The organism is Sorangium sp. So ce693 (assembly GCF_051521375.1).
GTDB lineage: Bacteria > Myxococcota_A > Polyangia > Polyangiales > Polyangiaceae > Sorangium > Sorangium atrum.
Genome location: NZ_CP150347.1, coordinates 11,911,262 through 11,924,419 on the forward strand (window position 1 = coordinate 11,911,262; position 13,158 = coordinate 11,924,419).

General features: G+C 73.1%; 3 protein-coding genes. All 3 read right to left on the reverse strand.

Annotated features, from left to right (window positions below):
• Genes WMF14_RS44505 through WMF14_RS44515 form a run of 3 tightly spaced genes read right to left on the reverse strand, consistent with a single transcriptional unit; the run spans position 1 to position 13,156 of the window.
• Entirely contained in the window at positions 1–1,053 is a 1,053-nt protein-coding gene (locus tag WMF14_RS44505; protein WP_437796529.1) for a TauD/TfdA family dioxygenase, read from the reverse strand.
• Positions 1,050–5,006, reverse strand: coding sequence for a non-ribosomal peptide synthetase (locus tag WMF14_RS44510; protein WP_437796531.1), 3,957 nt, complete (start codon positions 5,004–5,006; stop codon positions 1,050–1,052). The genes WMF14_RS44505 and WMF14_RS44510 overlap by 4 nt, the downstream gene beginning before the upstream one ends.
• Positions 5,007–5,056: 50 nt before the next feature.
• Positions 5,057–13,156, reverse strand: coding sequence for an amino acid adenylation domain-containing protein (locus WMF14_RS44515; protein WP_437796533.1), 8,100 nt, complete (start codon positions 13,154–13,156; stop codon positions 5,057–5,059).
• Between the last annotated feature and the right edge of the window lie 2 nt (positions 13,157–13,158).

A 13,158-nucleotide genomic window follows, 5' to 3' on the forward strand; every position in this document is an offset into this window, starting at 1 on the left:
CTAGCTCTGCTCGAGATCCTTCGCGTAGTACGCCTCTGCCATCCCCGTGAGGATGGCGCGCTTGCCACCGTAGGATTCACGGCCGTGGACACACAGCATGTTGTCGATGAACAGGATGTCTCCCTGCTGCCAGAGGAACTTCACGAGCGAAGAGAGGTACGCTGCCCGGAGCTCCTCCAGCACCTCGGGCTCGATCGGGCTGCCGTCGCCATAAAAGGTGTTCGTGGGCAGCTCGTCGTCGACGAAGCTCGCGGTGAGCGAGCCGCGGACGTCCGGGGGCAACGTGCTCACGTGGAAGAACGTGGCGTGGTTGAACCAGACTTCCTCCCCGGTGCGCGGGTGGCGCACGATCGCCGGCCCCACCTGGGTCGTGCGAAGGCGATTGTCCGGCTTCCACTCGATCTGGATGCCCACCGAGGCGCAGTAGGACGCCACCTCGCCGCGATCCTCGGTCTGGAAGACGGTTTGCCAGGGCAGGCCGAAGCCGTCCCCGTAGTTGCGGACATACAGGACCCTCTTCTGGCGGAACTTCTCCCGGATCTCGGGGCGGATGTGCCGGAGGACCTCCCGGGTGGAGCCGATGGGGGTCTCGCCGCCCGTCTCCGAGGGCTGATGGCAGTAGAAGAACAACCGCAGAGGGAAGCGCGGCGAGTAGGAGTGCTCGTTGTGCGGGAAGATCTTCTGGTCGGCCGGGTAGTCGGTCGACGTGTAGATGTTGCCCCCCACCCGCGTGCGCGGCGACGCGCGGAACATGTACTCAAGGGCTCCGGGCGAGAGGGACGCGATGGTCTGCTCGAACCGCTCGACGGTCTTGCAGGTGAAGCCGCGGAACAGGATGGCGCCGTGCTGGAGGACCTTCTGCTCCAGGGCCTCGCGGTGCCTCGCGGCCCACTCGACGAGATCGACGCCCGCGACGGCCGGCTCGATCACGAGCGGCAACGGGCGCTCCGGGTGCCACATCCGCTCGCGGACCAGCGTGCTGTCGGACACCGTGATGGCCTTGCGGCGCGGGGCGCCCGGCGCCGGGATCGGTGCAGTCTTGCCAGAGTTCATGCTCGCTCCGTGGTGAGATCGATGCGTTCGGACGAAGGCGCGCTCGGGGCGCCGGACAGGAGGGCGCGCAGGCGCGCGTGCACGGCGCTCCCCTCCAGGGCCGCGAGGTGATCGCCGGGGGCCGTCGCGGTGTGCACGGCGGCGCGCGTGTACCGCTGCCAGTCCACGGGCGGGCCGCCGTGGCGCTCGAGCGTCTCGGCGCTCCACCACGCGTGAATGGCCGCGTGGAGGCACCGCGGCGGCAGCTCGTTCATGAACAGCGCCGCGTCTCGCAGGAGCGCGTAGCGGTGCGCGAGCGCGGCGGTCTGCGCTCCGTCCGGCAGAAAGCCGCGGGCCTGGGCCCATGCAGCCGCCGCCATCACCCGCTCCTCGTCGCCTCGGCCCTGCAGCTGCTCCCGCAGCGCCCGCAGCTCCGCCTCCGGGAGCGCGAGAAGCGCCGCCCTGCGGTCGGTGTCGACATACTCCGCGAGCTCGGCCACGACGTCCGGCGGTCCCGCCGCGTAAAGGCTCGTGGGCGGCTGGGTGTCCAGGATGCCGAGGAAGGCGACCGCCTCCTCCTGCTGCTCCAGCGCCCGGGCGACGCCGAGCGCCAGCGCGCCGCCCAGCGACCACCCGAGGAGGTGATACGGGCCGCGCGGCTGATGCTGCCGGATCTCGCGGGCCAGCTGATCGACGATGCGCCGGCACGAGGGGCCTTCGCCCGCGAGCGCCGGGCCCAGATCGAGCCCGAACACGGGCCGATCCCCGCCGAGCGCGTCGGCGAGCGGCTGGTACGCCCCGACGCGCAGGCCCGAGGGATCCACGCAGAAGAGCGGGGGGAGAGACCCGGCGGCGCGGAGCGGCACAAGGCTCGAGCGCGGCGCCCGCGCCACGCATCCGGCCGCCATCGGTACGGTCGGCCGAGACGGCTGTTCCTCCGCCTCGATCAACGCCGCCAGGGCCTCGAGCCGAGGGCGCTGGAACACGGTGCGGACCGGGATCGTGGCGTGCAATTCGGTGTCGATCCGATGCACCAGACGGACCGCCAGCAGCGAGTGCCCGCCCAGCGCGAAGAAGTCGTCGTCGCGGCCGATGAGCTCGACCGCGAGCAGCTCTTCCCACAGCGCGGCGAGCGCTCGCTCGACCTCGGTGCACGGCGCGGCGTACGGCGCCCGCTGCCGGTGGCGCCGGAGCGCGAGCAGCGCTTGCCGGTCGAACTTGCCATTGGCCGTGCGAGGAAGCGTGGGCAGCGCCTGGATGTCGGCCGGGATCATCGGATCCGGCAGCAGCCTGGCGAGGTCGTGGCGCACCGCCGCGACCTCCAGCGGCTGTGCCGCCTCGACGAAGCCGCGGAGGAAGACCTCGCCGTCTTCGCCCCGATCGGCGAGCACCACGACCTGCTCGGCGCCCGTCACGCGGCGCAGCGCGGCGTCGACCTCGCCCAGCTCGATCCGGTAACCACGGATCTTCACCTGGCCGTCGCCGCGCCCGAGGAACACGAGCTCTCCGCGCTCATCCCAGGATGCGTAGTCGCCTGTTCGATAGAGCCGCTCCCCCGAGACCTGGACGAACTTCTCCTTCGTGAGCTCGGGCCGATTCAGGTACCCGGGGCTCAGCCCCGGTCCACCCACCCAGATCTCGCCCTTGAGCCCGCGTGCGCTCGGCTGGCCGCGCTCGTCGAGCACATGGACATGGCCATGAGGAATGGGACGACCGATGGTCACGGGACGATCGGACTGCGATGCTGCGCACTCGCCGACCGTGCTCCACACCGATGCCTCCGTGGCGCCGTACTCGTTGTAGAGGCGCGTGCCGGGGAGGGCGCGGTGGTGTGCCTCGACAAGCGCGCGCGGGCAGGGCTCTCCGGCCACGATCGCCGTGCTCAGGGCGATGGGCTGGCCGGCGAGCCTGTGCAGCAGCAGGTGATGGAGGGAGGGCAGGGCCAGCAGGTGAGTGATGGATTCGTCGCGGATGATCTCGGCGAGCCGCTCGGCGTCTTTCTGCTCGATCTCGCTGCACAGACGCAGGCAACCCCCCTGCGCGAGCGTCCCGAAGAGCCCGGCGATCGAGCTGTCGAACGCGAAGGAGGACAGGAGAAGGAAGCGACGGATGGGGTCCTGGTAATAGGCGACGCGGGCAGCCAGGGAGTAGAGCGCGCCCGCATGGGTGATGGGCACACCCCTTGGCTGGCCCGTGCTGCCGGAGGTGTAGATGACGTACGCGACGTGCTCCGGCAGGATCTCGGGCCACGGGAGCGCCGCCCCGCCCTCCGGCGCGGCGTCGGTGAACACGAGCCTCGCCCCGTCCTGCCAGGGCTCCGGCAGCCTCTCCACGAGATCGCGGCGGGTGAGGACGAGGTCAGCCCCGCAGTCGTCGAGCACGTAGGCGATGCGGGCCGCGGGGTAGTCCGGATCGATCGGGACATAGACCGCGCCGGCCTTCAGGATGGCGAGCATCGCGACGATGGCGTCGACGTCCCGCTGGAGGAAGTGCGCGATCCGCGTGCCCGCCGCCGCGCCGCGGCCGAGGAGGCTCTGCGCGAGCCGCGTGGCGTGTGTATCCAGCTCGGCGTAGCTCAGGCTGCGCGTCGCGCTGCTGACCGCCGGCTGGTCGGATCGCTGCAGGATCTGCTCGGCGAAGCAGGCGGCCAGGTGAGGCAATGAGGCGATGCGCGCGAACTCCCGCTCTCGCTCCGCGGAGAGCGGCTCGGAGCGGCTATAGACCTCGGTCACCAGGCGCCGCTCCGCCTCGCTCAGGGCAGAGAGCTCCCGGAGCTGCCGGGCAGGGTGGCGGCAGACCTCCTCCAGCAGCGCGATCAGCTGATCGCCGAGCAGCGCGGCCGTGGCGCCGTCGTAGAGCGCCTGGTTGTAATGCAGGGTGAGGACCGGCCCGTGGCCTCCCTCCCGGTGCTCCAGCAGCAGGTGGTGCGGCGCTGTCGGGCTGTCGGCGGACTCGACGCGCCAGCCGGCGGCCGCGAGCGCGCTGGCGCCGGCGGCCGGCACGTAGCGGAAGCCGAGCGGATAGGGCTCCTCGTCCGCCGTGCTCGGGAAGTAATCGCGCCACTCCCTGAGCTCCGCGCAGCGCGCGCGGAGCGCATCGCAGAGGGTCTCCGCGGTCGCGCCGCCGAGCGCGTCCACGGTGAGCGGCACCGGCTCGCTGAACAGGCCGATCGCGTCGCCGAGGTCCCGGCTGGGCTGCTGCCAGTCGAGACCCACCGTGAGGCGATCGGCGTCGCCATGCTGATGAAACAGCGTCACCCACGCGGTCAGGGCGAGCAGCGCCGGGGGAACGCTCAGCGCGCTGGCCTGGCGCGCCCAGCGCTCCTGGAGCTCGGGTGAGACCGGCAAGCGCACGTGGGCGAGCTCCACGCGCGCGACGCCGCCGTGCGCGTGGCCGCGCAGCGGCAGCGCCGGCGCGGGCGCCCGGGTCGCGAGGCGCTCCTCCCAGAACGCGTCGGCCTGCGGATCGCTCCCCTTGAGCTCGTTGCGCCAGGCGGCGTAGTCCGCATAGTGCAGCGGGGCGTCGCCCGGGTCCTCGCCGCGATAGGCACGCTCCCACGCGGCCATGAGGCGCAGCAGGCCCGCTGTGTCGGTGTGCGCCGCTGGCAGGCGCAGCCGGATGCTCGCGCCTTCGTCTGGCGATCCAGAGAGGGCCACCGCGACGCCGCTCGGGCTGCCTTGATCCGCCGCGTTCCAGAGGATCGCCGGGGAGGGCTGGATCACCTGGACGGGCAGCGCCATGCCGGGCAGCTGCGGGTAGTCCGTGCGCAAGATCTCGTGACGTTCGACGAGCTCCGCCAGGCTGCGCTCGAGCCGCGCCTCGTCGGTGCCGGCGGGAACGCGGAGACACAACTCGGCAGCTCGGACAGCGCTCGCCAGATGGGCCTCTTGCCACCGCCACGAGCGCGCCTGCTCCGGGGAGAGCTCGAATCCCTCGATGAGGGCGTCGCTCCGTGCCGTGTTTGAGCTGGACATCTGAGATTCCCTTTCCGTCGCTGCGACTCGCTCCGTGAGCGGTCGGCCTTTCACTGTGGTTTCTGGACAGCCAACGGTTTGCGCTGGACGGTCCCCAGCGCCGCGCGCTGCTGCTCGCGCGCGGCCCGGCCAGCCTCCATCGCCTGCTGCTGCCGCGCCTTCTGGTGCTGGCTCAGCGCCTCCACGAGCTCCGCGACCGTGCGCGCCTCCGGCTCGCTCACCATCCCCAGGGCCGCCTCGTACAGGGCGGCGAGCTGCTCGATGAAGGCAGCGGGGTAGACGTCTGCGCGGTAGTCGTAGGCCACGCGCAGCCCGCCCTCGTGCGCGTCGACGGCGATGAGCAGGTCGACCTCGACGTCCCGCGGCGAGAGCTCGAGCTCGGAGATGGAGAGATCCTTGAGCTCGAGATCGCGCTGCGGGGTGTTCTGCAGGATGAGCTTGATCTGGAAGAACGGCGCGCCGTCCGCGTCGCGCCGGGGCAGGAGGTCCGAGACCAGCGCGTCGAACGGGAGATCCTGGTGCTGGTAGGCCTCCAGCGCTGTGCGCTTGCACTCGGCGAGCAGCTCCGTGAGGCGCAGGGCGCCGTCGATGCGGCAGCGGAGCACCAGCTGGTTCACGAAGAAGCCGACCATGCCCTCCGTCTCGCGGACATGGCGGTTGGCGACGTCCGTCCCGACCAGGAGATCGCCGCGCCCCGTCTGCTGGTGGAGCACCACGTTGAGCGCGGCGTACAGCACCATGAACAGCGTGGCGCCGTGCTGCTCGGCGCCGCGCAGCAGCGCCTCCGCCGCGGAGCGCGGCAGCGCGCGCACGAGGCGCGCGGCGCGCCGCTCCTGGGCCGGAGCGGTCCGCGCCTGGGGCAGGGTCAGCGCCGTGGCGCTGCCGGCGAGCTGCTGCCGCCAGTAGGCCATCTGCTGGTCCCACACGGCGCCCGGAAGGTGGGCTCGCTGCCAGGCCGCATAGTCGGCGTACTGGAGCGCCTGCGGCGGCTGCTCCGGGGCCGCGCCGCCGTCGCCCAGGGCGCGGTACGCCGCCATCAGGTCGTCCACGAGGAGCGCGATCGACCATCCGTCGGCGGCGATGTGGTGCAGCGCCACCGCGAGGACGTGCGCTCGCTGGCCGAGGCGGAACAGCTGGGCGCGCAGCAGCGGCGGGCGCTGGAGATCGAAGGGCGCCGTGAGGACCGCGTCGATGCGCCGGGAGAGCTGCGCGTCCGCGACCTCGGCGGGCAGCGCGGAGAGATCGTCGAGCGGAAGCTCGAACGGCTGCGGGGGCAGGATGGCCTGCCAGGGCTCCCCGCGATCGACGACGATGGCGGTGCGCAGCACCTCGTGCCGGGCGATCACCGACGCGAAGCTCCTCTTCAGGGCCTCGGCGTCGAGCGCGCCCGTGAGCCGGAGCGCGAACGGGATCGTGAGCAGGCCCCGCTGTCCTTGCAGCTGCTCCAGGAACCACAGGCGCTGCTGCGCGAACGAGAGCGGCAGCGGCCCCTGCCGCGGCGCCGCGACGATCGGCGGCGCCCCGGCCGCGGGCGCGCCCCCGGCAGGATCGCGCCGCCGATCGACGTCGCGGGCGAGCTCGGCCACCGTGGGGTGGTCGAACAGGCTGCGGAGCGGCAGCTCGACGCCGAGCGCCTTGCGCACGCGCGACACGACCTGCGTGGCCAGCAGCGAGTGCCCGCCTAGCTCGAAGAAGCCCGCATGGACAGGGATCCGCTCGAGCCCAAGCACCTCCGCCCAGATGCCCGCGAGGGCCTCCTCGGTCGGCGTCGTCGGGGCGCCGGCCGCCGCGCCGCCGGCGTCGACCGCGGGCGCCTCGGGCGCCGGCAGCGCCTTGCGGTCCACCTTGCCGTTCGGGGTGAGCGGCAGCGCGGGCAGGGCGACGAAGACGGGCGGCACCATGTAGTCGGGCAGCGTCTCCTTCAGGAACTCGCGCAGGCGCTCGGGCGCGGGGGTCGCGCCGCCCTCGCCGACGACGTAGGCGACGAGCCGCTTGCCCGAGGCGCGCTCCTCCCGGACCGCGACGACGGCCTCGCGGACCTCCGGGTGCCGCGCGAGGCGCGCCTCGATCTCCCCGAGCTCGATGCGGAAGCCGCGGATCTTCACCTGGTGATCCCGCCGCCCCGAGAACTCGAGGGCGCCGTCCGCGAGGCGCCGGCCGAGATCGCCCGTGCGGTACATGCGCGCGCCCGGCGCGCCGCCGAACGGATCGGGCACGAACACCTCGGCGGTCCTGGCGGGGTCGTTCAGGTAGCCGCGCCCCACGCCGATGCCCGCGACGCAGATCTCGCCGGTCACGCCGACGGGCGCGAGATCGCCGCCCGTCACGACGTGGAGCCTCACGTTGGGCACGGGCCGGCCGATGGGCATGTGGACGACCTCGGGCCCGGGGGCCGCCGTGATCGCGTGGAGCGCCACGTCGTCGGCGCACTCGGCCGGGCCGTAGGCGTTCATCAGGGGGACGCGGGGGTACCGCGCGAACCATCGGCGGGAGAGGTCGGGCGTGAGCGCCTCGCCGGTGGGCAGCATCCACCGGAGGCGCGGGAGGCGCGGCGCGTCGGCGTCCGCGGAGACGAGCTCCGCGAGCAGCGACGGGACCAGCTCGAGGACCGTGATCCCCTGCGCCTCGGCCTCCTCCAGCAGGCGCTGTGGATCGCCCACGATCTCGTCGGGGACGATGTGCACGCGGCCGCCGCAGAGCAGCGCCGTCAGGAGCTGCCACACCGAGATGTCGAAGCACTGGGACGCTGTCTGGCCGATCACGTCCGAGGGGCCGAGCTCCAGCGCGGGGATCTTGCCCCACACGTTGTTGAGCATCCCCGCGTGCTCGACCATCGCGCCCTTCGGCACGCCGGTCGATCCGCTCGTGGTGATCACGTACGCGAGGTGACCGGGGCCGGCGAGCTGCGGGAGGTCGTCGACGGGCACGCGCGCAGGCCCGCGCTGCGCGGCGAGCCGCTCGCGCGTCACGAACCGCGGCCGCGCCGCCTCCGGCAGGTGCGCGAGCGCCTTCCCGAGCCGCGGGACCCACGCGTCCGAGGTCACGACCACGGGCGCGCGGCTGGCCTCGACGACGCCGGCGATGCGCTGCTCCGGCTGGTGGGGGTCGAGCGGGAGGTACGCGCCGCCGGCCTTGAGCACGCCGAGCAGCGCGACGACCAGCTCGATGTCGCGCGACTCCAGCACGGCGACGATCGTGTCCGGACCGACGCCCTGGGCCCGCAGCGCGTGGGCCACGTGGTTCGCGGCGCGGTTCAGGGCCGCGTAGGTGAGCCGGCGCCCGCGGCACGTCACCGCGTCCGCATCCGGCGTCCTCCGCGCCTGGGCCTCGAAGAGCGCCACGTAGCCCGGCGCGGCGGGCTCCGCGCTCGTCGTGTCGTTCCACTCCCGCAGCAGCTGCCGGCGCTCGCGCTCGCCGAGGAGCGCGAGGTCGCCAAGCCGGGCCTCCGGGCGGGCGGCCATCTCCGACAGCAGCTGGACCAGGTGGCCCAGCATCCGCGCGACGGCGTCGCGCTCGAACCAGCGCCGGTCGTACGAGAGCCGGATCCCCAGCGTCTCGCCCGGGTACGCCACGACCGTCATCGGGTAGTTCGTGTGGACCCGGTCCTGCTCGTACGAGAGGCGGACGGCGCCGACCTGCTCCCCGAGGCGGGGATCTTTCGGCGCGTTCTCGAAGACGAGCAGGCTGTTGAACAGCGCCTGTCCCTTGGGGAGCTCGCTCCACCGCTGGATGTGCACGAGCGGCGGGTACTCGAACTCGCGGATACGGTAGTTGTGGGCGAGGAGGCCCTTGAGCCACGGGAGGAGCGGCTGCTCGGGCGACACGTGGACGCGGAGCGGAAGGCTGTTGATGAACAGCCCCACGATCGTCTCCACGCCGGGCAGATCGGTCGGTCGGCCCGCCACGGTCACGCCGAACACGACGTCGCGCTGGCCGCTGTAGCGGCTCAGGAGGAGCGCCCAGGCCCCTTGCACGAGGGTGTTGGGCGTCAGCCCGTGCTGGTGCGAGAGGCGGAGGAGCGCCTCGCTCACGGCCGGGGGCAGCTCGACGTGCTCGTCGCTGATGCCGGCCCCGGCGAGCGGCGCCGCGCCGCCTTCGGCGGCGCGCTCCACGCCGAGGGGCGTCGGCTCCGCGAAGCCGCGGAGCTCCTCGCGCCAGAACCGCTCGGCCGCCGAGAGGTCCTGTTGCGCGAGCCAGGCGATGTAGTCGCGGTACGGGCGCGGCTGGGGCAGCTCCAGCGAGCGGCCCTCGCTCAAGGCCTCGTAATACGACAGGCACTCCATCATCATCACGGAGAAGCACCAGTCGTCCGTGAGGATGTGGTGGAAGCTCCGGACGATGCGATACGCGTCGTCCTTCATCCGGATCAGCCGGATCCGCATCAGCGGCGCGCGGGTCATGTCGAGCCCGGCGGCGAGCTCGGCCTCGAGCGCCTCGGCGAGGCGCTTCTCCTGCTCGGCCTCGGTCTGATCGCGCCAGTCGAGGACGTGGATGACCTCGGAGAGGTCGATATGGCGGTGGACGACCTGGACCGGCCGCTCGAGGTCCTTCCAGGCGAAGGAGGTCCTCAGGATGGGGTGCCGCGCCACCACCCGCTGCCAGGCCTCGACGATAAGATCGGCGTCGAGCGCGCCGTGCCACACATAGTGCTGCTGCATCAGGTAGATGCCGGAGCCCGGGTTCAGGAGGGTGTGGAAGAGCATGCCCTCCTGCATCGGCGAGAGCGGGTAGACGTCATCGAGCCCCGACGCGTCCGGCAGGCAGCGCGCGATCTCGTCGTCGGTGAGGCCGCTCAGCGGGAACTGCGATGTTGGCAGAGAGGTTGTCTGCGACGGCGACGTTGACGTCGACATGGAGGGCGTCGCCTCGCGCTGCTCTCCCTGCGGCCCACCCGCGTTCCCCGGGCGTGCGGGCGCCTTCTCCGGGGCAACGGCAGCCTTCTCCGGGGTCGCGGTGGAGACCGCGACGGCCGCGGCGCCGGCCACCGTGGGGTGGTCGAACAGGGCCTTCGGGCTCAGCTTGATGCCGCGCTGGTTGGCGCGCGCGATGACCTGGAGGCTCCGGATGGAGTCGCCGCCGAGGGCGAAGAAGTTGTCGTGGATGCCGACCCGCTCCACGCGCAGGATGTCGGCCCAGATCTGCGCGAGCGTGGCCTCGACCTCGTTCCGGGGCGCGACAAAGCCGCTCGCCTCCTGCGCGCCGGCGCGCTCCGGCTCGGGCAGCGCCGCGCGGTCGATCTTGCCGTTCGCGGTGAGCGGCAGCGCCGGCAGCGGCACGATCACGGCGGGCACCATGAAGTCGGGCAGCTGCTGCGCGAGCCGGCCGCGGAGCGCCGCAGCGTCGAGCGCCGCCGCCTCCCGGCCGACCACGTAGGCCACGAGGCGCACGGCGCCGCCGCCGTCCCGCGCCGCCACGACCGCCTCGCGCACCTCGGGCTGCTCCCGCAGCCGCGCCTCGATCTCGCCCAGCTCCACGCGGTGGCCGCGCAGCTTGATCTGGTGATCGGTGCGCCCGAGGAACTCGATCGCGCCGTTCGCAAGGAGGCGCGCCCGATCCCCGGTGCGGTACAGCCGGCCCCCAGGGACGCCGCCGAACGGATCCGGGACGAAGCGCTCCGCCGTCAGCTCGGGGCGAGCGTGGTAGCCGCGCGTCACGCCAGCCCCGCCCAGGTAGAGCTCCCCGGGCACGCCCACCGGCATCGGCTCAAAATTTACACCAAGGACATATGCCTGCGTGTTGGGGAGCGGCCGGCCTATGGGCACGGTCGCCCCGGAGCGGCCGTCCGCGGGGTCGATCTGCCAGGTGAGCGAGCCAACGGTCGTCTCGGTGGGACCGTAGTGGTTCACGACGGTGCAGCCCGGCGCGAGCGCCCGGATCCGCTCGATGAGCTCCCAGCTCGAGGCCTCTCCGCCGACAACGAGGCAGCGCGCCGGCAGCACGCGCTCGGGCCGCGCGGCTTCGAGGAGCGCGGCGAGGTGGCTCGGGACGATCTTGAGCGCCTCGACCCCGTGGCGGCTCATGTACTCGGCTGTCGCGTCGGGATCGAAGATCCGCGCCTCGGACAGGACGTGCAGCGCGCGGCCCGAGCAGAGCGCGCCGAAGAGCGACGTGTGCCCGAGGTCCGCGGCCACGGTCGAGACGAGCGCCATGCCGCCGCCCTCGGCGAGGGGGAGCCGCGCGAGCACGCCGCGCACGTAGTTCACGAGGTGGCGGTGCTCGACGGCCACGCCCTTCGGGCGCCCCGTCGAGCCCGAGGTGTAGATGAGGTAGGCGAGGTTCTCGGGCCTCGCCGTCCGGCCGATCGGCGCGTCGGGCTCGGCCGCGAGGGCGCCCGCGTCGCGGTCCAGGAAGAGCAGCGCGGGCCCCGGCCCGTCGAACGCGCCGGCCCACCGCTCCTGCGTGATCACGACGCGCGCGCCGCTGTCCTCCACGACGGCGCGGAGCCGCTCGCGCGGGAACTTCGGGTCGACGGGCACGTACGCGGCGCCGGCCTTGAGCGCGCCGAGCAGCGCGAGGATCATCTCGGCCGAGCGCTCGATGCACAGGACGACCCGGTCCTCGGGCCCGACGCCGAGCGCCCGCAGCCTCCACGCCAGCTGGTTCGTCCTCCGGTCGAGCTCCCCGTAGGTCAGCGCCGTCTCCTCGCAGGCGACAGCGAGCGCGTCGGGGCGCGCGGCGGCGTGCGCCTCGAAGAGCTCGTGGACGCAGGCCGCCGGCGGGGAGGCCGTGGCCGTCGCGTTCCACTCGGTGAGCAGGCGGCGCCGCTCGGCGGCGCCCACGAGGGGCAGCTCGGCCAGGCGGGCCTGCGGCCGCGCCGCCATCGCCTCGAGCAGCGCCCGGCACTGGCCGAGCAGGCTGGCCGCGGCCTCGTGCGTGAGGCGGCGGCGCTCGTAGCAGAGGATGAGCCCGAGCTCGCGCGACGGATCGACGATGAGCGACACCGGGTAGTTGTTGCGCCCGGCGGTAAGCAGGGCGTCGCCGACGCGCCCGCCGCCGGGGCGGGGCAGGACGCTGGCGCGGACGTCCAGGGGCACGCCGCTCACGTCCTCCTCGGGGTAGCTGTCGAAGACGACGATCGTGTCGAAGAGGGAGCGCCCGCCCGGCACCTCGCTCCAGCGCTGGACGTCGGACAGCGGGGCCCACTCGTGCTGGCGCAGCTCGCTGTTCCTGTCCTGCAGCCGCGAGAGCCAGAGGGCGAGCGGCTCGTGCTCGTCCACGCGGACCCGCACCGGCAGCGTGTTGATCAGCACGCCGACGATGGCCTCGGCGCCGGGGAGCTCCGGCGGCCGACCCGACACCGTGGCGCCGAAGACGACGTCGGGCTCGCCGCTGTGCCGGGAGAGCAGGAGAGCCCACGCGCCCTGCACGAGGGTGTTCAGCGTGACGCGCAGGCGGCGCGCGCAGGCCGCGAGCGCCTCCGTCTCCGCCCGCGAGAAGCGCAGGAGCTGCTCGGCGAAGGGGAACGCATCGGCGCCCGCCGCGGCCGCCGCCGGCGCAGCCTCCAGGGGGATCGGCGTGGGCGCCCGGAACCCGGCGAGCGCGCCGCGGAAGAAGCGCTCCGCGGCGCCTTCGTCCTGGGCCTGCACCCACGCGAGGTACTCGCGGTACGGGCGCGCCCGCGGCAGCTCGGGCGCCGCGCCCTGCGCGAATGCCTTGTAGACGAACAGCGCCTCTCTCAGCAAGAGGGCGAGGCTCCACCCGTCCAGCAAGAGGTGGTGATGGCTGTTGACGAAATAGAACGCCTCCTCCTCGACCTGGACCACCGTGAGCCGCATGAGGGGCGCCTTCAGCAGGTCGAAGCCGGCGCGCCGGTCCGCGGCCATGAGCTCGACGAAGGCCTGCTCCCTCTCGCACGCGGCGAGCCCGCGGAGGTCGTGGCGCGCGAGCGGGATCGCCGCCCGCGGGCGGACGACCTGCACGGGCCGCGCGACGCCCTCCCAGACGAACGCGGTGCGCAGGATCGGGTGCCGCTCCGCGAGCGCCTGCCAGGCGCGCTCGAACGCGTCCACGTCGAGCCGCCCTTCCAGGAGGAACGCCGTCTGGACGAAGTACGGGTCCGCGGCGCGGTCCGAGACCGCGTGAAAGAGCAATCCCTGCTGGAGCGGGGAGAGGTAGTGAATCGACTCAACGTCTTTCTTCTTGTTCGTCATGG

Coding starts and splice junctions, on each gene's coding strand:
- WMF14_RS44505 (WP_437796529.1), bottom strand. CDS start 1,053: ATGAACTCTGGCAAGACTGCACCGATCCCGGCGCCGGGCGCCCCGCGC.
- WMF14_RS44510 (WP_437796531.1), bottom strand. CDS start 5,006: ATGTCCAGCTCAAACACGGCACGGAGCGACGCCCTCATCGAGGGATTC.
- WMF14_RS44515 (WP_437796533.1), bottom strand. CDS start 13,156: ATGACGAACAAGAAGAAAGACGTTGAGTCGATTCACTACCTCTCCCCG.